21 protein-coding genes, 1 tRNA gene and 1 rRNA gene are annotated in these 24,506 nt (G+C 62.2%); 18 read left to right on the plus strand and 5 right to left on the minus strand.

The window, feature by feature from the left end; translation table 11 throughout:
• The 7 genes from rrf (at position 1) to AEYBE204_RS27210 (ending at position 5,062) form a co-directional block, all read left to right on the plus strand.
• Positions 1–115 (plus strand): 5S ribosomal RNA (gene rrf / locus AEYBE204_RS27180).
• Between the two features lie 222 nt (positions 116–337).
• Positions 338–414: transfer RNA gene (locus tag AEYBE204_RS27185), tRNA-Met, on the plus strand.
• Between the two features lie 177 nt (positions 415–591).
• On the plus strand, positions 592–2,604 hold the full coding sequence (locus AEYBE204_RS27190; RefSeq protein ID WP_023461603.1) for a protein-disulfide reductase DsbD: 2,013 nt from the start codon (positions 592–594) through the stop codon (positions 2,602–2,604).
• A complete protein-coding gene (locus tag AEYBE204_RS27195) occupies positions 2,601–3,206 on the plus strand; it encodes a redoxin domain-containing protein (protein WP_023461604.1) in 606 nt (201 codons plus the stop codon). Before AEYBE204_RS27190 ends, AEYBE204_RS27195 begins: the two co-directional genes overlap by 4 nt.
• A 115-nt stretch (positions 3,207–3,321) precedes the next feature.
• The gene (locus AEYBE204_RS27200) at positions 3,322–3,990 is read left to right on the plus strand and encodes a hypothetical protein (protein ID WP_155908295.1); all 669 of its coding nucleotides are present in this window, start codon (positions 3,322–3,324) and stop codon (positions 3,988–3,990) included.
• Positions 3,990–4,637 (plus strand): hypothetical protein, encoded by a 648-nt coding sequence (locus AEYBE204_RS27205; protein WP_023461606.1) that lies wholly within the window; start codon positions 3,990–3,992, stop codon positions 4,635–4,637. The genes AEYBE204_RS27200 and AEYBE204_RS27205 overlap by 1 nt, the downstream gene beginning before the upstream one ends.
• Positions 4,613–5,062 (plus strand): hypothetical protein, encoded by a 450-nt coding sequence (locus AEYBE204_RS27210; protein ID WP_023461607.1) that lies wholly within the window; start codon positions 4,613–4,615, stop codon positions 5,060–5,062. The genes AEYBE204_RS27205 and AEYBE204_RS27210 overlap by 25 nt, the downstream gene beginning before the upstream one ends.
• On the opposite strand, the gene AEYBE204_RS27215 is transcribed toward AEYBE204_RS27210, so the two are convergent.
• A complete protein-coding gene (locus AEYBE204_RS27215) occupies positions 5,050–5,334 on the minus strand; it encodes a SelT/SelW/SelH family protein (protein WP_023461608.1) in 285 nt (94 codons plus the stop codon). The genes AEYBE204_RS27210 and AEYBE204_RS27215 overlap by 13 nt on opposite strands.
• Positions 5,331–5,882, minus strand: coding sequence for an NADPH-dependent FMN reductase (locus AEYBE204_RS27220; RefSeq protein WP_023461609.1), 552 nt, complete (start codon positions 5,880–5,882; stop codon positions 5,331–5,333). Before AEYBE204_RS27220 ends, AEYBE204_RS27215 begins: the two co-directional genes overlap by 4 nt.
• A 116-nt stretch (positions 5,883–5,998) precedes the next feature.
• Between AEYBE204_RS27220 and glpK the strand changes: the two genes are divergently transcribed.
• From glpK to AEYBE204_RS39885, 6 genes are all read left to right on the plus strand, one after another.
• Positions 5,999–7,483 carry a glycerol kinase GlpK gene (gene glpK, locus AEYBE204_RS27225; RefSeq protein WP_023461610.1) on the plus strand — a complete coding sequence of 495 codons (1,485 nt, stop codon included), beginning with the start codon at positions 5,999–6,001 and terminating at the stop codon, positions 7,481–7,483.
• Positions 7,476–8,957, plus strand: a complete 1,482-nt coding sequence (locus AEYBE204_RS27230; RefSeq protein WP_023461611.1) for a glycerol-3-phosphate dehydrogenase/oxidase — start codon at positions 7,476–7,478, stop codon at positions 8,955–8,957. Before glpK ends, AEYBE204_RS27230 begins: the two co-directional genes overlap by 8 nt.
• Positions 8,958–9,310: 353 nt before the next feature.
• A complete protein-coding gene (locus AEYBE204_RS27240) occupies positions 9,311–9,691 on the plus strand; it encodes a hypothetical protein (protein WP_023461613.1) in 381 nt (126 codons plus the stop codon).
• 255 nt (positions 9,692–9,946) lie between these two features.
• The gene (locus AEYBE204_RS27245; RefSeq protein ID WP_023461614.1) at positions 9,947–11,050 is read left to right on the plus strand and encodes a TrkA family potassium uptake protein; all 1,104 of its coding nucleotides are present in this window, start codon (positions 9,947–9,949) and stop codon (positions 11,048–11,050) included.
• A gap of 158 nt (positions 11,051–11,208) precedes the next feature.
• On the plus strand, positions 11,209–11,772 hold the full coding sequence (locus tag AEYBE204_RS39415; RefSeq protein ID WP_023461615.1) for a bifunctional 2-polyprenyl-6-hydroxyphenol methylase/3-demethylubiquinol 3-O-methyltransferase UbiG: 564 nt from the start codon (positions 11,209–11,211) through the stop codon (positions 11,770–11,772).
• A complete protein-coding gene (locus AEYBE204_RS39885) occupies positions 11,772–12,128 on the plus strand; it encodes a DUF2750 domain-containing protein (RefSeq protein WP_081724602.1) in 357 nt (118 codons plus the stop codon). Before AEYBE204_RS39415 ends, AEYBE204_RS39885 begins: the two co-directional genes overlap by 1 nt.
• 1 nt (position 12,129) lies before the next feature.
• Here AEYBE204_RS39885 and hppD read toward each other — a convergent pair whose 3' ends face one another.
• Both hppD and AEYBE204_RS27260 read right to left on the minus strand, forming a co-directional pair.
• Positions 12,130–13,194, minus strand: coding sequence for a 4-hydroxyphenylpyruvate dioxygenase (hppD, locus tag AEYBE204_RS27255; RefSeq protein WP_031230144.1), 1,065 nt, complete (start codon positions 13,192–13,194; stop codon positions 12,130–12,132).
• Between the two features lie 103 nt (positions 13,195–13,297).
• Entirely contained in the window at positions 13,298–14,314 is a 1,017-nt protein-coding gene (locus tag AEYBE204_RS27260) for a LacI family DNA-binding transcriptional regulator (RefSeq protein ID WP_023461617.1), read from the minus strand.
• 457 nt (positions 14,315–14,771) lie between these two features.
• On the opposite strand from AEYBE204_RS27260, the gene AEYBE204_RS27265 reads away from it, so the two are divergent.
• The 5 genes from AEYBE204_RS27265 to AEYBE204_RS27285 all read left to right on the plus strand — a co-directional run bounded on the left by AEYBE204_RS27265 (position 14,772) and on the right by AEYBE204_RS27285 (position 23,866).
• Positions 14,772–17,894 carry a TonB-dependent receptor gene (locus tag AEYBE204_RS27265; RefSeq protein ID WP_023461618.1) on the plus strand — a complete coding sequence of 1,041 codons (3,123 nt, stop codon included), beginning with the start codon at positions 14,772–14,774 and terminating at the stop codon, positions 17,892–17,894.
• A 234-nt stretch (positions 17,895–18,128) separates the two neighbouring features.
• Entirely contained in the window at positions 18,129–19,661 is a 1,533-nt protein-coding gene (locus AEYBE204_RS27270; protein WP_023461619.1) for a tryptophan halogenase family protein, read from the plus strand.
• Between the two features lie 186 nt (positions 19,662–19,847).
• Positions 19,848–21,359, plus strand: a complete 1,512-nt coding sequence (locus AEYBE204_RS27275; RefSeq protein ID WP_023461620.1) for a tryptophan halogenase family protein — start codon at positions 19,848–19,850, stop codon at positions 21,357–21,359.
• A gap of 43 nt (positions 21,360–21,402) precedes the next feature.
• A complete protein-coding gene (locus AEYBE204_RS27280; RefSeq protein ID WP_031230145.1) occupies positions 21,403–22,596 on the plus strand; it encodes an acyl-CoA dehydrogenase in 1,194 nt (397 codons plus the stop codon).
• 175 nt (positions 22,597–22,771) lie between these two features.
• The gene (locus AEYBE204_RS27285; protein WP_023461622.1) at positions 22,772–23,866 is read left to right on the plus strand and encodes a CaiB/BaiF CoA-transferase family protein; all 1,095 of its coding nucleotides are present in this window, start codon (positions 22,772–22,774) and stop codon (positions 23,864–23,866) included.
• A gap of 127 nt (positions 23,867–23,993) precedes the next feature.
• Here the strand turns inward: AEYBE204_RS27285 and AEYBE204_RS27290 are convergent, their stop codons facing one another.
• Entirely contained in the window at positions 23,994–24,473 is a 480-nt protein-coding gene (locus AEYBE204_RS27290) for an Lrp/AsnC family transcriptional regulator (protein ID WP_023461623.1), read from the minus strand.
• Positions 24,474–24,506: the final 33 nt, after the last annotated feature.

Genomic DNA, 24,506 nt, shown 5'->3' on the forward strand with positions numbered 1-24,506 from the left:
GCTGGTGGCTATGCCGGTTGGTCCCCACCCGATCCCATTCCGAACTCGGTCGTTAAGCCTGCCAGGGCCAATGGTACTTCGTCTTAAGGCGCGGGAGAGTAGGTCGTCGCCAGGTCTATCAAACACAAGCTCATAACCCTTCAATACACACCCCATCAAAGACCGCGCGGCACAAAAAGCTGCCGGTCTTTTTTAATATCTGATCAGCTTTCTGCGAAATCAGATCAATATCAGGCCTGAGCAAAAACAACGCTTTTTGCGTATAGCCTGTCCGTATAGATACCCGTCAAAGGACCCCAGGGCGCAAGCCCGAGAATACTTTTACGGGATTAGGTGTCGCGGGATGGAGCAGCCCGGTAGCTCGTCAGGCTCATAACCTGAAGGTCGTCAGTTCAAATCTGGCTCCCGCACCCATTATCTTATTTAAAACAACCCGTCAGTCTCGTAGCTGGCGGGTGTTTTTGTATATGGCGTTCAGAAAACCTTTCTCCCGAAGAATTGATCCTACGCAATCGATTGAATTGAGGCTCCGATCAGATTCCCTGAACGGAACGCTATGCGCCATGCGTATATGCCGCATCGGAGACAAGCATGCGGCGTTTGGTGATCTTCCTGCTGACGGTTTGGGCCGTCGTATGTCCGCTAAAAGCCCAGGCGGCGGCGAAGGCTGAGCTTGGCCATACCCGTGCGTCGTTGGGATCTCAATTCGATCGTGTCGATGGGCAGAGCGCCTTCTGGGTGCTGTTCCAGCTCGATATCGACACGGGTTGGCATACCTACTGGATCAATCCGGGCGATTCCGGTCTGGCACCGACTCTGGACTGGACCTTGCCGCAGGGCTTTACCGCGTCCGACGTTGTCTGGCAGCCGCCGGAGCGCCAGCCGTTCGGGCCCTTGCTGAACTATGGCTATAGCGGGGCAGCCTATCATCTGGTCAGGATCACGCCGCCGCCGGGGTTCAAGGGGGCGCAGGTGCCCCTCAAACTCGCCGCCAGTTGGCTGGTCTGTGCCGAAGAGTGCGTGCCGGAAGAGACGGTGCTGGACCTGACGCTCGGCGTTGGGGCGAACCAGCCGTCGGCACGGGCGGGCGACATCGAGCGGCTGATCCGCAGCGCGACCTTGACCGTCCTGCCGGCGGGAAAGATCACCCATGACGAGACGCAGATCCGTCTCGATGTTCCTTATTCCGGCACGGTGCGGGAGGCCTATTTCTTTCCCGACACGACGGGCGTCATCGAACCCGCGGCGCCGCAAAGTGCGATCGTGGCCGATGGCAGCCTGACCGTCACGATGAAGCGCGGAATCGTCGATGTGCCTGCGGTCATGAACGGCCTGCTCGAAGTCCACGACGGCAGCGTCACCTATTACGCCGTCGGGCAAGCTCCGGCGGCCTTGAGCGGCGTCATGCCGCCGACGGCATCGTCCGTGCCGGTGCTCACCCTGGCGCTTGGCGTGCTGGCGGCCTTTGCGGGTGGGATTATTCTGAACGCCATGCCGTGCGTGTTCCCGGTCCTGTCGCTGAAAGCACTGGCGATCAGCCGCGCCGGGACCGATCGCGCCCGTATCCGTACCGATGCCCTGGCCTATACGGCGGGTGTGGTGGTCAGCTTCTTGATCGTCGGGGCGGTGTTGTTGTTGATCAAGGCCGGAGGCGCGGCGGTCGGCTGGGGGTATCAGATGCAGTCGCCGCTGTTCGTCGGTGCGTTGATCTATTTGATGTTTCTGGTCGCGCTGAACCTGTCGGGCGTCTTCGATATTACGCTCAGCTTCGGCGGCGGGCAGTCCGTCGCCGGGCGGCACGACTGGCTGGGCAGCTTCGCGACCGGCGCGTTGGCGACACTGGTGGCGACGCCATGCACCGCGCCGTTCATGGCCGGGGCTTTGGGGGCGGCCCTGACGCTGCCCGCCCTTGGTGCGCTGTTGATTTTCCTGTGTCTGGGGCTCGGCATGGCGTTCCCGTTCCTGCTGTTGTCGTGGTTCCCGTCGCTGCTGCGCTGGATGCCGAAGCCCGGCGCGTGGATGGAGACCTTCCGTCAGGCTCTGGCCTTTCCGGTTTATCTCACCCTCGTCTGGCTCATCTGGGTGGTGGCGCAGCAATCGGGCGCCGATGGCGTGGCGGTTATCCTCGCCGGTTTGGTCGTCATCGCTTTCGCGGTCTGGCTGCTGCAACGGGCGACGGTGCGGCTGTGGCGGGTGGCAATCGGCGTCGCGGCGGCGCTGATCATCGGCGTGTCCCTGCTGAACCTGTCGCCGAAAACTCCCGTGACGAGTACGGCTTTCGACCCGGCACGGATCGAACAGGCGCGCACTTCTGGCAAGCCGGTCTTCGTCTATGCGACGGCGGCGTGGTGCATCTCGTGCAAGGTCAATGAAAAGGTGGCGCTGGATACACCTGAGGTCAAAAACGCGTTCACAGCGCGTGGTATCACGGTCATTGCGGCGGACTGGACCAATGCCGATCCGGCGATCACACGGTGGCTGTCCGGGTTCGGGCGGTCGGGCGTGCCGCTTTACGTTTACTACCCTGCGTCGGGCGATCCGGTCGTCCTGCCGCAGGTCCTTACCCCGCAACTGATTATCGAAAAAACAGGAGGCGTATCATGATGAAAGCATTCGTACTGGCGCTCGGCGCTGCGGCTCTGCTGACCACCCCGGTTCTGGCGGCCAAGCCCGGCACCGCCGCACCCGATTTCACGGTCAAGGACGTCAACGGCAAGGACGTCAAGTTGTCGAGTTTCAAGGGCAAGACGGTCGTCCTCGACTGGGCCAACTACCAGTGCCCGTTCGACAAGATGCACTACGAGAGCGGCAATATCCCCGCACTTCAGGCGAAGTACAAGGCCAGGGGCGTGGTGTGGCTGACGGTGCAGTCCTCGGCCCCCGGCAAGCAGGGCTATCACGCGCCCGAAGACATGAAGAAGGAAAACGTCCGCGTGAAGAATGCGGCGAGTTTCGTCCTGACCGACTATGACGGCAAGGTGGCGCGCCTCTATGAGGCCAAGACGACGCCGCAGATCTACGTCATCGATAAGACCGGTGTGGTGAAATATAACGGCGCCATCGACTCGATCCCGTCGAACAAGGCCGACAGCCTGCCCAAAGCCACGCCTTTGGCGGCCAATGCCATCGACGCCGTGCTGGCGGGCAAGGCGCCAACCCCGGCCGCTACCCCGCCCTATGGCTGCTCGATCAAGTTCGCGGACTAACCGCAGGAAATGCAATTTTTCCTAGAATTAACCCTTCGGTTTAAGTTTAAATTGAGAGGTTTCCGGCTACCGTAACGCCACCAAAACAGGGGGCGTTATGGATAGCCGGTTTCTTATGATAGTCGGGGGTGTTTTTGCTGCCATCTTTCTGGCGGTGCTGTTCGTGCCGTTCGACAGCCTGTTGCGGCCGCAGCCGGCGGTGGCCGAATTCAGCGAACTCACCCCGCGCATCGATGCGAAATTCGAGCGCGTCAAGGTAACCGGGAACGAGGCCGACCCGGAATCGGCGGCGGGTAAGAAAGCGCGCGCGGAACAGTTGGCCGGTCAGACCCATAACGAGATCAATCAGGCCCTGGTCGTTGCAAAAATAAAAGGCGAGAAGATATCCGAGGCCGACCTCGTCGCGGGGCAGAACGACGCGCCGAAGCCAGACGGTTATGCGCATCATGCCACGGTGGAGCGCCTGACGGTGAAGCTGCCGGAATCGGACGGGCAAGACGTCAGCGGCATGAAAATGGCCTGTTTCAGCGTGCGGGAAAACGGCTATACCCTCCATCAGGCGGCCCTCTATACCGAGGACCGGTTCGTGCAGTTACCGCTCAGCCTGACGAGCTGGGTGACCAGCGGCTGCGCTGCGGCGGTGGCGGCGCAACGTCATCAGGTCAGCTATGTGCAGATGCTGGCAACCACACGCTCGCTGATCCCTATGAAACCTGAATTCGAAGAACAGCGGCGCATTCTGGCGCGCATGGTTGCCGCAACGAATGCCGCCGAGCGACCGTAATGGACCGCCTGACCCTGATTATCGCCGGGGGTGTCGGCGTGGCATTGTTCGGGGCGGTACTGGTGTTTCCGGAGGTGAAGATATCCCCGCGCGTCAAGACCGATGCCGAGATCGCGCTGGCCGAGGGGCGGCTCAGCAAGGACGATGCCCGCGCCGTGCAGACCCTGCGCGAGGCCCATATTTTCGTGACGCTGGCGCAACTGGAGGCCGCTAAAACCGACGCCGCCGGCAATGGCGCCGAGGCGCGCTACGCCGCGATCGCGCCTCAGGGCTACGAGGCGGTCAATCCGCGCGACGACGATCGCAAGCCGCACAAGGCCCTGTGCTACAGTCTGAAGACCGATCGGTTCCGCAGCCACGATATCGTCTATTATAACGACGATCATTTCTATCAGATGCAGAACGTGCCGCTGGCCAACTGGATCCGCAGCGGGTGCGCCGAAGCGGTCGCTGCCAGCCGCGACACCTCCAGCCGCCTGACCTATATGCGGCGCATCGGGAAACTGGTGCCGTCCACCGAAAGCTATCGCTGGGTGCGGGCGTCGATCGACGGCAACGCCTATATGATATGCCAGCAAGCGCCGGGGTTCCGCAATCTTCCCGTCCGGCAGCAAATGGCGCAATGCCCGACACCCCGAAGTTCATGATCATGCGTCGGACAGGGCTTTTGGCGGTGTGCGCGCTTTTCGGACTAAGCGGTTGCGACCTGCGCTCGTCGCAGGAAAAAGCGGCGGCGTTCGAGCGCGGCGACGATGCGCCGCTGCGTGAGGGCTATTACGCCTATGTGCGCTTCGATGCCGACAGCGGGCCGTTCGGAGACCGCAACCTGCCGCCGGTTTATCTCGACCGGGCCGACCGGCAAGTCGCCTGTTTTTCCGGTCGCGTGAAGGGCGAGACCCGGCACGTTGTCATCACCGTCACCAAAGGCGTGGCCGAGGTACACGACCCGGAGACGCTTTATGGCTGGCAGTCGCGCCAGTGCGGCGAAGCCCTGCTGTTCGGGCATCAGGTTTTGACCGCGGAGGAATATCTGACGACACGGCAGGCCCTGCTGGCGGCCTATGGCCGATGATCGCGATCGACATGGCCGAGGTCGCGGTCCGGGGCGATAACGTCGCGGACGCGCTGTTTGAGGTCTTTCGGGCCGGGAAAGCCGCCGTCGCGCACGCGCTCCCAGATCAGGGTCTCATCGACATGGATTTCGAACCGACCTCCGGTCGCCGGGACCAGGGCGACTTCGCCGAGGTCGGTGCCGAAGGTAGAGAGCAGTTCCTGCGCCATCCACGCCGCGCGCAACAGCCACTGGCATTGCGTGCAATACAGAATGGTGACGCGCGGTGTCATAGCTTGCCGCTGTTGAGATCGACCCAGCGGGCGAAGTTCTCGATAAAGCCGCCGAGGAACTTCTGCGTGCCTTCGCTGGCAAACGTCCCGTCCTCGGTCAGCAGGTCCGGCGTGAAGGTCATATAGACTTCCGGGCCACCCATGACGATGGTCTCCGAGATGACCAGCGTGCTACGCAGTTGCGACTGCGACACCGCGGTACCCTGACGGCCGGGCGACGCGCCGGTGATCGCCACGGGCTTGCCCTTCCACGAATTGTGCCCGAAGGGACGCGACGCCCAGTCGACCGCGTTCTTCGTGCACGGCGGCACCGAGCGGTTATATTCCGGCGTCACGATCAGCACGCCGTCGGCGGCTTCGATATCGGCCTTGAGTTGCACGACCTTTTCAGGCGGGTTTTCCCACAGGTCTTCGTTATACAGCGGCAGATCGACGTCGAGATAATGGAAATCGAGCTTGCCCGCCGCCAGCTTTTCCAGCGCGTAGGCGTACTTCTTGTTGATCGAGTCGCGGCGCAAACTGCCGATCAGGACCGCTATCTTGGGCATGGGGAGTCTCCAGATTATACCGGACGCACCCTGCAACGGGTGGCATCAACGGGCAATGTTTTTCCGTATGGCCGGTTTAGAATTCCGGGAGTAGGCTAACCAAAAAGGGAGGCTCAATGTCCTATATCCTCGCGCTCGATCAGGGCACCACGTCCAGCCGCGCCATCGTCTTCGACGCGAAAGGCCGGATCAAGAAGATCGCGCAAAAAGAGTTCAGGCAGATATTTCCGCAACCCGGCTGGGTCGAGCACGAGGCGCGCGATATCTGGAGCACGCAGGTCGGCGTGGCGCAGGAAGCCATTACAGGGGCAGGGCTGCGGGCGTCTGACATCGCCGCCATCGGCATCACCAATCAGCGCGAAACGACCGTCATCTGGGACCGCGCGACGGGTCAGCCGATCCACAACGCCATCGTCTGGCAGGACCGGCGCACAGCGGGGATCTGCGACGCTTTGCGCGCGGCGGGGCACGAAGCGGTGTTTCAGCAAAAGACCGGCCTGTTGCTCGACGCCTATTTCAGCGGCACCAAGATCAAGTGGCTGCTCGACAACGTGGATGGTGCGCGGGCCAAGGCGGAACGTGGAGAGCTGGCGTTCGGGACCATCGATAGCTGGCTAGTGTGGAACCTGACCGGCGGCGACCTGCACATCACCGACGCGTCGAACGCCAGCCGGACCCTGTTTTACAATCTGCACACCGGCGACTGGGACGACGAACTGCTCGGCCTGCTCGAAATTCCGCGCAGCCTGCTGCCGGAGGTGCGCTCGAACAGCGAGGTCTATGGCACCACCGCCGAGGGTCTGTTCGGGGCGCGCATCCCCATCGCCGGGATGGCGGGTGATCAGCAGGCGGCGACCTTCGGGCAGGTCTGTCATGAGCGCGGTATGGCCAAGAACACCTATGGCACCGGCTGTTTCATGCTGATGAATACGGGCGGCGACCTCATGCCGAGCGCTAATAAGCTGCTGACCACCTTGGCATGGCAGCGCGATACCGCGACCTATGCGTTAGAGGGTTCCGTCTTCGTCGCGGGGGCCTTGGTGCAATGGTTGCGCGACGGATTGGGCATTATCCGGTCGAGTAGTGAGATCGAAGCCCTGGCGGCGACGGTGCCGGATACCGATGGCGTCTGTCTGGTCCCGGCCTTTGTGGGGCTGGGGGCGCCGCACTGGGACGCCTATGCGCGGGGGACGCTGATCGGCTTGACGCGCGGCACAACCAAGGCGCACATCGCCCGCGCGGCCTTGGAAGCTATAGCGTTTCAGAGCGCCGATGTCTTGGAGGCCATGCAGCGCGATGGCGGCGATTTGAAGGAACTGCGCGTGGACGGAGGGGCCTCGGCCAATAATCTAATGATGCAGTTTCAGGCCGACATTCTGGGCGTGCCGGTCGTGCGCCCGACCGTGACAGAGACCACGGCCTTGGGCGCGGCGTATCTGGCCGGACTGGCGGTCGGCTATTGGGCCGATACGGAGGAATTGCGCGCCCTGTGGCAGGTCGATCGGGTGTTCGAACCGGCCATGAGCGACGACGAACGGGCAGGGCGTCTGGCGACGTGGCGCAAGGCCGTCGAGCGCAGCAAAGGGTGGGTGGATGCCTGACCCACGCCTTGCCACCGTCGCCGCCGCGACCGCCGACGTTCATTGGGACGTGATCGTCATCGGCGGTGGCGCGTCGGGCCTCGGCACGGCGGTCGAAGCCCGGACGCGCGGCTACAAAACCCTGCTGCTGGAGGCGCACGACTACGCCAAGGGCACATCGAGCCGCTCGACCAAGCTGATCCACGGCGGGGTGCGTTATCTGGCGCAGGGCAATATCCCGCTGGTGCGCGAGTCCCTGCACGAGCGGGGGATTCTGAAACGCAATGCCCCGCATCTGGTCCACGATCTGGGCTTCGTCATCGCCGCTTATCAGGGCTGGCGGCTGCCGTTCTATGGCGCGGGATTGAAGCTCTATGACGCGCTGGCCGGGCGGCTAAACCTGCGTCCCAGCCGCTTCCTGAGCCGCAGAGCCGTGCTGGCCGACATGCCGACGCTGAAGCGCGCCGGGCTGGTCGGCGGCGTCCTCTATTTCGACGGGCAGTTCGATGACGCGCGATTGGCGGTGTCGCTGCTGCGGACCTTCGAGACGCACGGCGGCGTGGCGCTCAATGCCGCGCCGGTGACGGGCCTCGTCAAGACCGGCGGCAAGGTCAGGGGCGTCACGTTCAGCGACGCCGAGACCGGGGCCGCTTACACCGCGCGGGGCAAGGTGGTGATCAATGCGACCGGCGTTTTTGCCGACGGCGTGCGGCGGATGGACGAGGCGGGGGCGGCACCGATGCTGTCGCCCAGTCAGGGCGTCCATATCGTCGTGGACGAACGGTTTCTGCCCAACGGGTTTGCGTTAATGGTGCCGAAAACCTCCGACGGGCGGGTGCTGTTCGCTGTGCCGTGGCATGGCAAGACCCTGATCGGGACGACCGATACGCCGGTGCCGGAAGCCGCTCTGGAGCCGCGCGCGCTGGATGCCGAGGTCGAGTTTATCCTGCGGACGGCGGCGGATTATTTCGCGGTTGCGCCTACGCGAGCGGACATATTGAGCGTCTTTGCGGGGTTGCGTCCGCTGGTCAAGGGCGACGGCACGGGCAAGGATCTGTCGCGCGAACACGCCCTGATCGTCTCGGACAGCGGACTTCTGACCTTGACCGGCGGCAAGTGGACGACCTATCGCCGCATGGGGCAGGACGCGGTCGATCGCGCGGTATCGGTGGCGGGTCTGGCGCCGCAAGCGAGCGTGACCGAAACCTTGCCGCTGAACACTGGCGATGTTCTGGAGGGGAGTGAGACGCGACTGCATCCGGCGTTTTCTTATACCGAAGCCGAAGTGATCCGCGCCGTGCGTCATGAGCAGGCCCGCACGGTGGAGGATGTTCTCAGCCGCCGCTTACGCGCCCTGTTGCTCGATGCCAAAGCCAGCATGGACGCTGCACCGCGCGTAGCCGAACTGATGGCCGCCGAACTGGGCCGCGATGTGCAATGGCAAGCCACGCAGGTCACCGCCTACCGCGAACTGGGGGCGAGGTATTTGGTTTGAGAGCGTTTATTTTTCCGTGTTTCTAAGCTTGTAAACCAGCGAAAGAACGCGTTCTCGATCGAGGTCCGTAAGGGACTGCACTGTGTTGTACCGAAGCGTTATTCGTACAAACTCAATGCGGGCATTCTCCATTACGTCGTCGCGATAATGAGTGACGATCAGACCGTCCCATTGGTGCCTAACATCACGTCCGAACAGCCAATCTTCAAAAAAACTGGCCAGCGTTTGCCTATCGATAGAGTTCATGATTACCTGCGCCAGTGCTAGTCGAAGCGATATGTAGCCGCATGAAACCGCTTGTCAAAAGGGCATGAACAAAGGGATGGCCGTTTTGCGCATGATATGGTGTTACAATGAACATTGAGGGCCTGTCCCTCAGCGTCCTGAAAGCCTTGTCAAAAGACGAGCAGGATGCGTTTCTGGCGTTTGGAAAGCCGGTAACGTTTCGCATGGGTAGCGCCACAATCCTTGCCGAGTTCAATCGCTCCGAACAGGAACTGTCAGTCAATCTTGCTCATATCGACGGCGGCGGTGAGGGCGTTCTGGTCCTGTTGTGGAAAGCACTGGCGCAATATGCGACGGACAGAGGGTATGAAGCGGTGAACTGGCATGTTCATGCCCTGACATGCGTCATACCCAATCCCCGGCTTCAGCGTTTCTTGCGCAATAAGGAATTTGCCAAAACGGAGCACCCTGTGCACGGGCCGATTTTTACATTCAGGCAAAAACTCTGAGGTAGTGGTGTGCCTTGTACTCACAGCGCCGTACCCCTCCGTCATTTGCTTCGCAAATGCCACCTCCCCACTGTGTAGGGAGGAGGCTTGCGAGACGGTCTCCCTCCTCCCTATCGAGCCTTGGCGAAGATGGGGAGGTGGCGCGGAGCGGAGCGACGTGACGGAGGGGGGGGACTCAGGCGGGACCACACCATTTCCACCTTGGGCTTTTATAAAAATCGCCATAGTTTCCGGGCATAACCCATGAGGAAACCGATGGCGCTGAGACCGCGCAGTACCGTAACCGAAATTCCCGATGAGGTGCTGCCCGCGATCGTCCTCAATCGCAAGGGCAAGCTGCCGATCTGGCAGTCGCTGGTCCTGCGCGCGGTGCTGGTTTTCATCCTCATCGGTATTGCCCTGATCGGGCATCTCAGCGACCGCGAGGGCTTGCGCGACAATACCGACGGCGAGGTGTCCTTCGTCGATGTCGTCTATTTCACCGCCGTCACCGTCTCGACCGTCGGCTATGGCGATATCGTGCCGGTGACCGACCGGGCGCGGCTGTTCGACACCTTCGTCGTGACGCCGATCCGCCTGTTTATCTGGCTGATTTTCTTGGGGACTGCCTATAGCTTCGTCGTCAAAAGCACCTGGGAGAGGATACGCACGCACATGATCCGCAAAGGTCTCAAAGGACACATCATCGTCTATGGCTACGGTGCCAGCGGCGAGGCGGCGGTCAACGAACTGCTGCGTCAGAACATGGCGCCGGAGCGCATCGTCGTTGTCGATTACAACTCAGATCGCGCGGCGGCGGCGCTGGAACGCGGGGTGACGATCATCGACTGCGATGCCACGCATAATTCGACGCAAGCCGCGGCCAATATCGACACGGCGCAGGCGGTCATCGTCTCGACCGGGCGTGACGACACGACGGCGCTTGTGGTGTTGTCGGCGCGGGCGATGAACCCTGACGTCTCGATCAGCGCAACGGTGCGGGCGGTCGAAAACGAGAGCCTGATCCGCCAGGCCGGGGCCGATCACATCATCAATCCGGTCTCGTTCGGCGGTCACCTGCTGGCCCGCGCCGCCGAAGGCCGCCACGTGGTGGATTACATCAGCGATCTGGCCTCGGCCGACGGCAAGGTCGTCATGCGCGACCGCGTGGTGACGGCGGCAGAGGTGGGTAAGCCGCTGAGCGCGATCACCACCGGGCTGGGGGTGCGGATATGCCGGGGCGACCATCAGATCGGCTATTGGGAGCCGGAGGCGCAGGCGCTGAAAGCCGGGGATGTGATTGTGGAAATCGCGCAGACGCGGCCTTTAAGCCCCCTCTCCCCTGCGGGGAGAGGGTTGGGCGCGGCCCGGCGAGGGTGAGGGGGCTGCGCTCTTAGCAACGCGCATTGGCGTTTGTTTCTCTGACCCGGCCCCCTCACCCGGTGCTTCGCACCAACCTCTCCCCAAAGGGGCGAGGGGATTACGAGTTTGACACACTCGCCCTTTGTTATACGCTCCTCCCAACTCAGGGAGCCGATATGAACGCGTTGCAGCAGTGGATCACCCAAACTTTTCAGCCTAAGCGCGCGGCCATCCACCAACTTCCCGACCGTAAACTGATGCGCGAGGCCTATCTGCCGGCCTTTGCCGAGGTCGGCGGCTCGATCCTGTTCGTCGGCTGCCGGGGCTATACGCGCGACTATTACCGCGTGCTGGAAGCCAGAGGTGCAAAGGTGTGGACCACCGACATCGACCCGCGCGCCGAACGTTTCGGACGCAAGGGCCATCACCGGACGGGGGATATCTGCGATCCGTCTCTGTTCGCCGATATCGCTTTTGACGGCGTGATCTGTAACGGCGTGCTGGGCTATGGCGTCGATGCCGTCCCGCAGCAGGTCAAGGCGCTCGATGTGTTGAGCCACATCATGAAACCCGGCGCACCGCTGCTACTCGGCTGGAACACCGACAAGATCGACGATCCAGTCGCCGCCGGTTTGACCGAAGCCGCCTTCACGCCTCAGCCTTTTGCCGGTCAGCCGCCGCGTGTGCGTTTCGACGACGTGACACATGTCTATGATAGTTTTGTGCGAAAGGTTGGATAATGCCAAGCCAATCCGCCGCACAAGCGCATCAGTTCTTTCTGGATGTGGCTAAGTCGAACACTGTTTGGACCATACGCGATAAAGGCGGCTTTCCTACCTCGACAAACCTATCTGGCGAAACGGCAATGCCATTCTGGTCAACAGAAAATCGTGCGAAGATAGTTATCGCCAATGTTGAAGCTTATCAGGGTTTCTCACCGCATCAATTGACGTTGCCTGAATTTCAAGACCGCTGGCTGCCGGGAATGGAGGCAGATGGCTTAAAGGTTGGACTCAATTGGACAGGTAAATGCGCCACTGGATATGATCTGACGCCGTCTGAGGTTCAGGAACGACTTCAATACGCAGTGAAGTAATCTAAACCCGCAACAACCCTTTGCGCATCTGATCGAGTCCCGCCGCCTCCATCAGGGCCTGAGCGTTGCCGCCGCCGAAACCGCCGTGGCCGCCCTTGCGCTGGACGATCTCGAAAAAGACCGGGCCGAAGGTGTTTTCGGTGAAGACCTGCAACAAAATTCCGTCGCGACGGGCATTGCCGTCGATCAGGATGCCGTCGGTCTTCATCCGCGCCACGTCCTCGTTATGGTGCGGCACGCGGCGGTCGAGCATCTCGTAGTAGGGATCGGGCACGGCCTGAAACGCCACGCCGCGCGCGCGGAGACCTTCGACGGTGGCGTAGATGTCGCGGGTCTCCAGTGCGATGTGCTGGATGCCTTCGCCGCCATAGGCGCTCAAAAACGCCTCGGTCGCATTGAAGGCGTTGCGGCTTTCGTTCAGCGGGATGCGGATATGGCCGTCCGGCGCGATCAGGGTCTGGCTGTCGACCCCCATCAGGCGGTCGTCGACCTCGAAATAGCGCTGGGACTCGAAGCCGAAGACGCGGGTATAGAAATCGGCCCATACCTGCATTTGACCCGCCGGCAGGTCGTGCGTCAGGTGGTCGATGCGCGTCAGACCTGCACCGTGAACCTGACGCACCGGCGGCTGGGTCAATGGCACCCAACCCGACAGAACGTCGTCGGAAAACTGCGAGTCATCGAGCAGATAGATCAGCGTGCCGCCCACGCCTTCCAGCGCCAGCAGGTCGTCGCCGAACGGCGTATAGACGCCCTCAACCGGTGTCGCCCCGTGCTGAAGCGCCAGCCGGTGCGCACGGGCGGCGTCTGAGACGCGAAAGCCCATGCCGCAGGCCGACGGCCCGTGCCGTGTGGCGAAATCCGACGCGTGGCTGAACGGTTCGGCATTGAGGATGAAATGGATGTCGCCCTGACGGTAGAGGCTGACGCTCTGGCCCGGATGGCGGTGCGTCTCGATAAAGCCCAGTCGCTCCAGTTGCCGCCCCTGAGAGTCAGGGTCGGGTGCGGTGAATTCGACAAAGGCGAATCCTTCCAGTCCCAACGGATTTTGACAACTGACCGGCATGGTCCCCTCGTTCATGCGTTTTTCACAGAAACGCCTGATTTGGGAAATGTCACAAACCCGTCGCGGGGTCCAGTTAACTAAAGGTAAGTATCGGCGGTAACATTTATCTCGACGCCGGTCCCGTCGATTCCCGCACGATCAGCTCATGCTTCGTCAGGTAGGTCGACGCCGTGCCGCCGCTGAAACTGGCGTCCCAGGCGTCGACGATCTGCACGACCCGGCGCGACATGTCGAGATAGGGCTGGGCGATGGTCGTCAGCGGCGGCCACACCGCCGAAGCGATCGGCGCATCATCAAACCCCACCACCGACAGGTGTTCGGGGATGCTCAGGCCGCGCTTGTGCGCCACCATGCTGACGGCGGCGGCAGTTTCATCATTGGCGGCGAAGATGGCGGTCGGGGGTTCCGGCAGCGACAACAGGGATTCGGCGGCCGCGATGCCCTTGCGGAACTGGAAATCGCCGCTGGCGAACAATTCGGCCCCGGGGCGCGGACGACCGGCGGCATCATAGGCTTCTAAAATCCCCTGACGGCGCAGGATCGAGGCCGAGTGGTCGGCGTGGCCGCTGATGTGGCCGATACGCGTATGGCCGAGCGAGAACAGGTGCTCGATGATCTGACGGGCGGCGGCGCGGTCGTCCATCACCACCGACGGGAAGTAGGGATCGAAGACCGACGGCGCGATCAGCACGGCGCGGGCGTCGCGGTCGCGCAAATGCGCTTTCAGCGGCGTGAAGTCGCACAGGGTCGGCAGCAGGATCAGGTCGCGCACGCGGCCCTCGGTCAGGAAGCGATCGACGCGGGCCTTCCAGTCGGGCTTGACGCCCTCGAACAGCTCGACCGTGATGTGTTTTCCGGCCTCCATGCAGGCGGTCAGCAGCGCCTGATGGAAGCGGCTCTGATAGCCGGAGGAGGGGTCTTCGAGCAGCAGGCCGAGCGAGGTGAAGCCGCCCAGCCGCAACTGCCGTGCCGAGGCGTTGGGGCTGTAGTCGAGTTCTTTCATCGCGCTGAGCACCTGCTCGCGCGTCACGGTCTTGACCTTGTCGGGTTCGTTCAGGACCCGTGAGACCGTCTTGGCCGACACCCCGGCCAGCCGCGACACATCGTAAATCGTTGTCATAAATTCTGCGCTCCGGGGGTCACGCTATCAAACACGGGCCGGTTCCTCAATAAGTTCCGTAACGTCATCTGATGCGCGCCGGACACAGCCACTGAGTTCAAATTGACGGGTGGGTCAAAATTTATGACATCGATGACATTTTTGGTTGACAAAATCCGGCCTTTTTGTGAAACCACGGGTACTTCATAGCGAAAAAACACCACAGGGAGCGCCTGAAAGCCTCATAAGAAGGCCAAAAGCACCGGCAATTTCGTCGAAAACAATCGATTCGACGTCAAATTGACCGGCTTCCACGAAAATGTCCTGTCCGCCATTAGATACAATAAATCGGACAAAAACAAGACAAGCTCAGGCATAAAATGTCTGGTCAGGACATAAAAAGGGTTTCGACGAACAGGGTTGGACACGCGTGCAGTTGTGAAAAAGAACAAGAACTCACACTCCAGGGAAGACGTTGATGACACAGATTTCAAAACGGCGCGGCACGGCGCGCCGGTTCGCCTTGAGCCTGACGGCCGGAGCGTCGCTGCTGGCGCTCGGCACGGCGGTACACGCGCAGGACGCTGCGGCTGACGATACGACGACGGTCGTGGTGACCGGCGTGCGCGCCTCTCAGCTCAAGGCCATCGGTATCAAGAAGAAAGAGGTCGCCATCGTCGACGCGATCTCGTCCGAAGACATCGGCAAGCTGCCCGACACGACCATTGCCGACTCGCTGCAACGCGTGTCCGGTATCCAGATCCGCCGCGACGCCGGCGAAGGCTCGACGGTGGATATCCGCGGCCTGTCGCAGGTCATCACCCTGATCAACGGCGAACAGTATCTGTCGGCGGGCAATCTCGGTTCGGCCCAGCCCAACCTGCTCGACGTGCCGTCGCAGATGATGAACAGCGTGGTGGTCTTCAAATCGACCGAACCGCGCAACGCCCTGTCCGGCATTTCCGGCACGATCGACCTGCAAACGCGCCGGCCCTTCATGTTCAAGCAAGGCCTGACGGCAGCAGGCGCCGCCGAATTCCAGCGCGGCGACCACACCCAAAGCGACGACTATTCGGTCAACGGTCTGGCCTCGTGGCGCGACGATCGCTACGGCGCGCTGTTCGCGGTCACGGCGTCGGACACCACGCTCGGCAACAACTATTCCGGCGTCGGCGGCGGCATTTCTGGCAATAACGACTGGGGCGGTTCGCGCCCGACCAACTACCTGTCGCCGCACGGCTGGGAAAGCTTCCACCGCGAGAACCAGCGCAAGCGGATCGGGGCCAATGCCTCGTTCGAGATGCGCTTCGAGGGCGGCCTCAGCGTCGTCGCCGAGGGCTTCTACGCCAAGCTTGAGGACTATAATCGCGCGGTCGGGATGAACATTTCCAACCGCTGGGACGGTTCGGTCTTCGGCACCTGGCTGACGGCGACCAAGTCGACCGATACGGGCCTGACCGGCGGCAATGGCCGTCCGTGGGCCACCGTTGACGAATACGACGTCAATGCGCACTGGGTAAATTCCTTCACCGTCAACCGCACGACCAAGTCGGAATCGTACAACTACAACCTCGAACTCAAATACGACAACGGCGGCAAGTTCACCTCGGAGGCGCGCTTCATCGCGGCCAATGCCAACCGTCTGAGCATGAACGGTCAGGTGCAGGGCGACCTGTCGAACTGGCGCTACGCCGACGGGCGCTTCACCCTGTTCCGCAACGAAGCCGACCGCACGCGCGGCACCTTCTATCCGAAGTCGATCTGCGACACCTTCCCGGCGGCGCGGCGGACTAATGCCATCACCGGGGCGCAGGGCGGCTGCTATATCGATCCGAACCCGCAGGGCTACGGTCAGAACCCGCAACTGCACTACGACGTGTCGGGCGACCACCCGGTATGGACGGGCTTCGACAAGCCGATCTCCGGCGGGCTCGGCGCAGGCAAGAGCCTGAAGGACTACATGGCCAATATCGGTTCCTACGCCGTGGGGGCCTTCTCGTCCGAAGGCAATAACGAGGCCGATTCGACCCTGACCGTGGCGCGCTACGACGCTCACTACAGCTTCGACGACAAGGCCTTCGGTCTCTTCACCAAGGTCGATGCGGGCCTGCGCAAGTCCGACCGCTCGGTCTCCATCGAGCAGTTCCACCTGTTCTCGGACTTCTACGCCAATACGCGCGACCAGAACGGCGTCCTGCAAACCGCGGGCTGTGCGGCGCAGTGGAAGGCCATCGACGTGGTGATGGACAACCCCCGCTGCGCGCGCGGCGAAATGGTGCCGAACCCGCGCACGGGCATCGATCCAGCGACCAATCAGCCCTATCCGGCGATGGTCTTCCAGCCCTATACGGTCAACAAGCCGACGCGTCTGGATGAATTCAACAACGTCATCTTCGTCACCGATGTCGGTAGTATCACTTCCGGCCTGCCGGGCTTCTGGGCTGCCGATCCGCGCGACTTCGACGACGCGGCGGCCTTCATGACCAAGGTCTTCGGCGGCGCCAACCGCGTCAACGTGCCGGGTCAGTCCTACGACGTGTCGCTGATCGAGACCTCGGCCTATGTGGCGGGCGATTTCGAGATCGGCGACAAGATCCGTGGCAATGTCGGCGTCCACGTCATCAAGACCGATATCGATGTGCGTCAGAACGTCACCGACCCGACGCAGTATCCCTACGGCGATACCAACGAGGATATCGGCGACGAGTTCTTCAGCAACAGCTACACCGACGTTCTGCCGTCGCTCAACGTCGTCTATGACTATAACGACAAGCTGCGCTTCCGCTTCGCGGCGGCCAAGACCATGCAGCCGCTCGATCTGGGCAACTACGGCGGCGGGCTGAAGATCAATACCGCCGACGACCAGACGCTGAACATGCGTATCGTCACCGGGGCCGAGCGGTCGGGCAACCCGTACCTCAAGCCGTGGCGCTCGACCAATGTCGATCTGTCGGCCGAATACTATGTCGGTCGCGCCTCGATGGTGAACGTGGCGCTGTTTCACCTCGATATCGAAAGCTTCGTCACGGGCGGTCAGACCACCGGGCGCTTCCCGGATCAGGACGGCGTCACCCGGCGCACCGTACCGGTCAGCCAGCCGATCCAGGGCGAGGGCGGCAAGGTGTCGGGCATCGAAATCGGCGGCAAGTTCGCCTTTAACGATTTCATCTCGACGCCCATCTGGGAGAATTTCGGCGTCGATACCAACTACACCTATTCGCCCTCGACCGAGCTGCGGCGCGGCCTCGACGGGGAAAAGGTGCCGTTCATGAACAACTCGAAGCACCAGTACAATCTCACCGTCTGGTATCAGGACGAGAAGTTCCAGGCGCGCGTGGCCTATAATTACCGCTCCGCCCGCCTGAACGGCCTGCCGAACCTCAGCGGCAGCAATATCCCGCAATATGCCGACACAACGGCCTTCGTGGATGTCAACGCCACCTATAACGTCACCGACAAGCTGTCGATCTATGTCAACGGATCGAACATCACCGGTGAGATCGAGGACTACTACTACCAGTTCAAAGAGGGGGCGACGCAGTACTCCCACCAGAACGAATTCGAACCGCGCCTGACCATCGGCGTCCGCGCCAAGTGGTAAGCCGGTTCGGTTGAGATTCGGGGCCGTAACCTATGCCATGCGGCCCCGGATATCGAGACCCTGCCGCCCTCACGGCAGGACGTGACTGTATCTGACTTTGCTCTGGCTGCGGGCGCAGTTTCACTCCCGTCTGCGTACCGCAGCCGCTTTTTTATATGGAATGCCGCCGTCTTTGCGCGCATTCTGATCCCATAATTCAGACGCCACGAATGGCGCCGTCCTTACAGGGAACCCATGTCCGCAGCCCCCCTCAGTTCGGTGGTCATCGTCGGTGGCGGCACCGCCGGATGGATGACGGCGGCAGCTCTGGCGCGTCACCTGTCCGGTACGTCCGTCCGCATCCGCCTGATCGAGTCCTCGGCCATCGGCACCATCGGCGTCGGCGAAGCGACCATCCCGACGATCCGCCATTTTTACCGCTCGCTGGGCCTCAGCGACGCCGAGGTGATCCGCGACACCGCCGCCACGGTGAAACTCGGCATCGGCTTCGTCGACTGGCGCGAAAAAGGCCACGACTTCATCCATCCCTTTGCCGGCTACGGTCAGGATTTCCGCAACGGCTTCGACGGCGACGATATCGGCTTTCACCACGTCCTCAACCGGTTGCGCGCCGAGGGGACGCCGCACGATCTGGAGCGTTACAGCCTCTGTGTGCAACTGGCCCGTGCCGGGAAATTCGCCTTCGCGCCGGACCCTGCGCCCTTCAATGGCGCCTTCTACGACTGGGCGCTGCACCTCGATGCGGGGTTGTTCGCCGACCTGCTCCGCCGCCACGCCGAGGGCGCAGGCGTCGAGCGCATCGACGCGAAGGTCGAGCAGGTTGTGTTGCATCCGGAGACCGGGTTTATCGATCACCTCGCCCTCGATACCGGCGAAAGCGTGCCGGGCGAGCTGTTCATCGACTGCTCCGGGTTCAGCGCCCTGCTGATCGAAAAGGCGCTGGGCGTCGGCTACGAATCCTATGCTGACAGGCTGTTCTGCGACCGGGCGCTGGCGGTGCAGTCCGAAAGCCGGACCATCGATACACCCTATACGAAGGTGACGGCGCGCGACGCCGGATGGACGTGGCGCATTCCGCTTCAGCACCGGACGGGCAATGGATTCGTCTATTCCAGCCGCCACACGGACGACGAAACGGCGCTGCGCGACCTCAAGGCTGGCATCCCCGATCCGCTGCTGTTCGAACCGCGTCCCTTGCGCTTCACGCCCGGGCGGCGGCATAGGGCGTGGGTGAAGAACTGCGTTGCTATCGGGCTCAGTTCGGGCTTTCTGGAGCCGCTGGAATCGACCTCCATCGCCCTGATCCAGACCGGCATCGAAAAGCTGAAACAACTGTTTCCGGATCACGGATTCAATCCGATTCTGGCCGAGGAATATAACGATATGTCGCAGCGAGAATTCGAGCGCGTGCGCGATTTCCTCGTCCTGCATTATCGTTCGACGCGGCGCACCGACACGGCCTTCTGGCGCGACTGTCAGGCCGTCGCCCTGCCCGACACGCTGCGCCACAAGATCGAACTCTATAAGGCGCGCGGGCACTTCGTTCGCTACCGCTGGGAAATGTTCCATCCGCAAAGCTGGCTGGCCATCTATGACGGCTTCGGGATCGTGCCGGAGGGCGTCGACCCTGCTGCACAGGCCCTGAGCCGCACCGATATCGACGGCGCGCTCAGCCAGATGCGCGACTATATCGACAGGACCGTTGCCCGCGCCCCGCGTCACGCCGACTTCATCGCGTGGTGTTTGCTACAGGGAAAGGCGGCATGAGCGCCTCGGTATCATACCTCACTGCACAAAGTGCGGGGAGGGGGACCGCGCCCGGAGGGCGGGGTGGTGGGGTGCCTTGCTTTAATATCCACCATCTGTGTCCGCTTGAAAGCAAGAACCCCCACCACCATTCGCTACGCTCATGGTCCCCCTCCCCAACAAGTTGGGGAGGTATAAGGAAAAATCATGTCTGAGATCAAAACCATTGTCATCGCCGGGGGCGGCACCGCGGGGTGGATGTGTGCGGCCATACTGGCGCATTATCTGCCGAAATCGATGCGCATCCACCTCGTCGAATCCGAACAGATCGGTACCATCGGTGTCGGAGAATCGACGGTGCCGCCGTTCCTCGAACTGATCCGCCGTCTCGGTATCGACGAGCAGGATTTCATTCAAAAGACGCAAGGGTCGTTCAAGCTCGGCATCCGCTTCAAAAACTGGCGGCGCAAGGGCGAGGAATATTACCATCCGTTCGGCTCCATCGGCGGGATAATCGAGGGTCAGGACTTCTATCAACACTGGCTGCGTGCTCAGGCGCTCGGCGACGACGCCCCCTTGCAGGCTTTCGCCCCGGCGACCGAAATGGCGAAGCACCACAAGTTCATGCTGCCGTTCAAGGCGCCGCGCACCCCCATCGCGGCGGCCAGCTTCGCCCTGCACATCGACGCGTCCCTGGTGGCCAAATATCTGCGCGGCCACGCCGAAGCCAACGGCGTCACCCGCCACGAAGGTATGATCGGTCAGGTTCACCACCACGCCAACGGCTTTATCAGCGCGCTGGAACTGAGCGACGGACGGCGGCTGGAGGGCGACCTGTTCCTCGACTGTACGGGGTTCCGCGCCCTGCTGATCGAAAAGGCGCTCAAGGTCGGCTATATCGACTGGTCGAAAGAGCTGCTCTGCGACCGCGCCATCGCCGTGCAGACCGAAAACGTCAGCGATCCGCACCCCTATACCTATGCCGAAGCGCAGGACGCCGGATGGCGCTGGCGCATCCCGTTGCAACACCGGGCCGGGAACGGCTACGTCTTCTCGTCGAAGCACCTCAGCGACGACGACGCGATCAAAACCCTGATGGCGCAGGTCGAGGGCGAGCCCCTGATGAAACCGATGGTCATCCCGTTCCGCACCGGGATGCGCGAAGCGTTGTGGTCGAAAAACTGCGTCTCGGTCGGACTGGCCTCAGGCTTTATCGAGCCGCTGGAATCGACGGCGATCCACCTGATCTACCGCAGCATGGATTTCCTGCTGCGCTATTTCCCCGGCACCGATTGCGATGAAAACCTGATCCGCGACTACAATCTGCGCATGGCGGGCGACTATGCCGAGATCAAGGATTTCGTCGTCCTGCACTATTGCGCCACCGAGCGCGACGACACGCCGTTCTGGCGCGATGTTCAGGCGGCACCGGTGGCGCAGACCCTGCGGGAAAAGATCGCCCTGTTCCGCGAAAACGGGTCCTTGCGCGAAGGGGTGGATGAACTGTTCCGCGCGCCGTCGTGGCAATCGGTGATGGAGGGCATGGGCGTGCGTCCGCGCCGCCACAGCCCGCTGGTCGACCGTTTGTCGGAGGCCGAACTGCGCGCGACGCTCGACGCCGCGCGGACGCAACTGCCGCCGTTCGTGGCGCAATTGCCGGGGCATGGCGACTTCCTGCGCACCCACTGTCCGGCGGAGCGACCGAAGGTCAGCGCGTGATTGCCCCATCGCCTAATTGCCAGAACGGGCGTTTTGGCGCAGCATGGCCGCGACTAAAACGCAGGGTGCGAATATGTTTGACTGGGCCGATCCGTTTTTGCTCGATTCACAACTGAGCGACGAGGAGCGGCTGATCCGCAACGCGGCGCACGACTATGCGCAAGGCGTGCTCCTGCCGCGCGTCATCGAGGCCTATGCCAAGGAACACACCGACCGCGCCATTTTCACCGAGATGGGGGGGCGCGGTCTGCTGGGCGCGACCTTGCCGGAGACCTATGGCGGGGCCGGGGCGTCTTACGTCGCCTATGGTCTGATCGCGCGGGAAATCGAGCGCGTGGATTCGGGCTATCGTTCGATGATGAGCGTGCAGTCGTCGCTGGTCATGCATCCGATCTTTGCCTATGGCTCAGAGGCGCAGAAGGCGAAATATCTGCCGAAACTGGCGTCCGGCGAATGGGTCGGCTGCTTCGGTCTGACCGAGCCCGATGCCGGGTCCGATCCGGGGTCGATGCGGACCACGGCGCGCAAGGTGGACGGCGGCTACGTCCTCAACGGCAGCAAGACGTGGATTTCCAATGCGCCGATCGCCGAGGTCTTTGTCGTGTGGGCCAAGCTCGAGGGCGTCATTCGCGGCTTCGTTCTGGACAGGGGTTTGACCGGCCTCAGCGCGCCGAAAATCGAGGGCAAGCTGTCGTTGCGGGCCTCGATCACGGGTGAGATCGTCCTGGATAATGTCGAGGTCGGCGACGACGCGATCCTGCCGCATGTCGAGGGTCTGAAAGGGCCGTTCGGCTGTCTCAATCGCGCGCGTTACGGCATTGCCTGGGGCGTCATGGGGGCCGCCGAAGATTGCTGGCACCGGGCGCGGCAATACGGCCTCGACCGGCAGCAGTTCGGACGACCTCTGGCGCAGACGCAACTGTTTCAGAAAAAGCTGGCCGACATGCAGACCGAGATCGCGCTGGGGCTTCAGGCCGCTTTGCGCGTCGGGCAACTGTTCGACGCGGGACAGATGAAGCCTGAGATGATCAGCCTGATCAAGCGCAACAATTGCGGCAAGGCGCTCGACATCGCCCGTCAGGCGCGCGACATGCACGGCGGCAACGGCATCCATCAGGCATATCACGTCATGCGCCACGCTCAGAACCTTGAGACGGTCAATACCTATGAGGGGACGCACGACGTCCATGCGTTGATCTTGGGACGCGCCCAGACCGGTTTGCAGGCGTTTTATTGATAAAGCGGTTCCCACCCCCCTCCGGCTTCGCCGGGTTCCCCCCGCCGGCGGGGGGATATAGATATTATTATACCTCCCCGCTGGCGGGGTATAGCGTCAGCGAAAGTATAGCTTTCGCGAGCGATGGGACCGCGCCAAAGGCGTGGTGGTGGGGTGGTTTTACGGAGGTTCTGTCATGAAACCCCTCTCAGGCCTCAAAATCCTCGAACTGGCGCGCATTCTGGCCGGGCCGTGGGCCGGGCAGATTCTCGCCGATCTCGGCGCCGAGGTAACCAAGGTCGAGCGTCCCGGCACCGGCGACGATACGCGGCATTGGGGGCCGCCGTTTATCGGCGATGCCGCGGCCTATTTCCATGCGACCAATCGTGGCAAGATATCCGTCGCCATCGATATCACGACCGCCAACGGTCAGGCCGCGGTGCGCGATCTGGTCGCGCAATCCGACGTGCTGATCGAGAACTTCAAGGTCGGCGGACTAGGCGCCTACGGCCTCGATTACGACCGTCTGAAGGCCGTCAATCCGCGCCTGATCTACGTATCGATCACCGGTTTCGGGCAGGACGGTCCCTATGCGGGGCGCGCCGGGTACGACTACATCATTCAGGGCATGTCGGGCCTGATGGACATCACCGGCGAACCCGACGGCGCGCCGCAAAAGGTCGGGGTGGCGGTGGTCGACCTGTTCACCGGCGTTTATGCCTCCACGGCTATTCTGGCGGCGGTCAGGCAGCGCGACGCGACCGGCGAGGGGTGTCATATCGACCTGGCGCTATACGATGTAGCGACGGCCATGCTGGCCAATCAGGCGATGAACTATCTGGCGTCGGGCGTACCGCCCAGCCGGATGGGCAACGCGCATCCCAATATCGCCCCCTATCAGGTCTTCGCGGTCAAGGACGGTCATGTCATCGTCGCGGTCGGCAACGATCAGCAATTTCTGCGGCTGTGCGACGTGCTGGAGGCCGATTATATTGCGCAACATGAGGGTTTTCTGACCAATGCCGGACGCATCGCCGCCCGGCATCAGTTAGAGGTCGAACTGACGCCGTTTTTGCTCAACTGGACCCGCGCGGACCTGCTTGTAGCACTGGAAGCGGCAGGCGTTCCGGCGGGACCAATCAACACCGTCGAGGACGTGTTCAATGACCCTCAGATCGTCCATCGGGGGATGAGGATAGACCTCGACGGCGTACCGGGCGTCGCGTCGCCAATCGTCATCGACGGCGTGCGGATGGTGGCGGACACGTCGTCGCCGAAGCTTAAACGTTAAAATTATACCTCCCTGCTTTGCGGGGAGGAGGGAGGCCGAAGGCCGGAAGGTGGGGTGGATAGCCGTGTCAGCCACTCCCCTCCGGCTTCGCCGGGTTCCCCCCGCCAGCGGGGGGATAGGATTATACCTACACCGATGGTGACGGTTCGCGCTTCAGGCGGCGCAGACAGAAGGTTGAGCGCGTGTGGCGGATGCCGCCGAATTTCAGCAGCTTTTTGCGCAAGAACTGTTCGTAGCCTTCGGTGCCGTCGACCGCGGCGATGATGACGTAATCGTATTCGCCGGTGGTCAGATAGGCGTCGGTGACCTCCGGCATCCCCAGCAGATATTTGGAAAAAGCCTCGATCTTGTCGTCGTCGTGCTGCTCGATATTGACCTCGACGATCACCGTATCGGGGCGGCCGACCAGCTCCGGATCGAGCAGGGCGACGTAGCCGGTAATGACACCGGACTCTTCCATCCGCTTGATGCGCGACCAGCAGGGCGTCGCGGATAAGCCCACCTGATCGGCGATTTCCTGCGTCGTCAGGCGGCAATTGCTGCGCAGCAATCTCAGGATCTTGCGGTCGGTCTCGTCGAGGCTTTTGCCGTCCGAATGGCGGTGCATGGGCGCGTTTCCTGTTTCCAGCATCCTGTTCCG

Origin of the sequence: Asticcacaulis sp. YBE204, from assembly GCF_000495855.1 — a bacterium.
Taxonomy (GTDB): domain Bacteria; phylum Pseudomonadota; class Alphaproteobacteria; order Caulobacterales; family Caulobacteraceae; genus Asticcacaulis.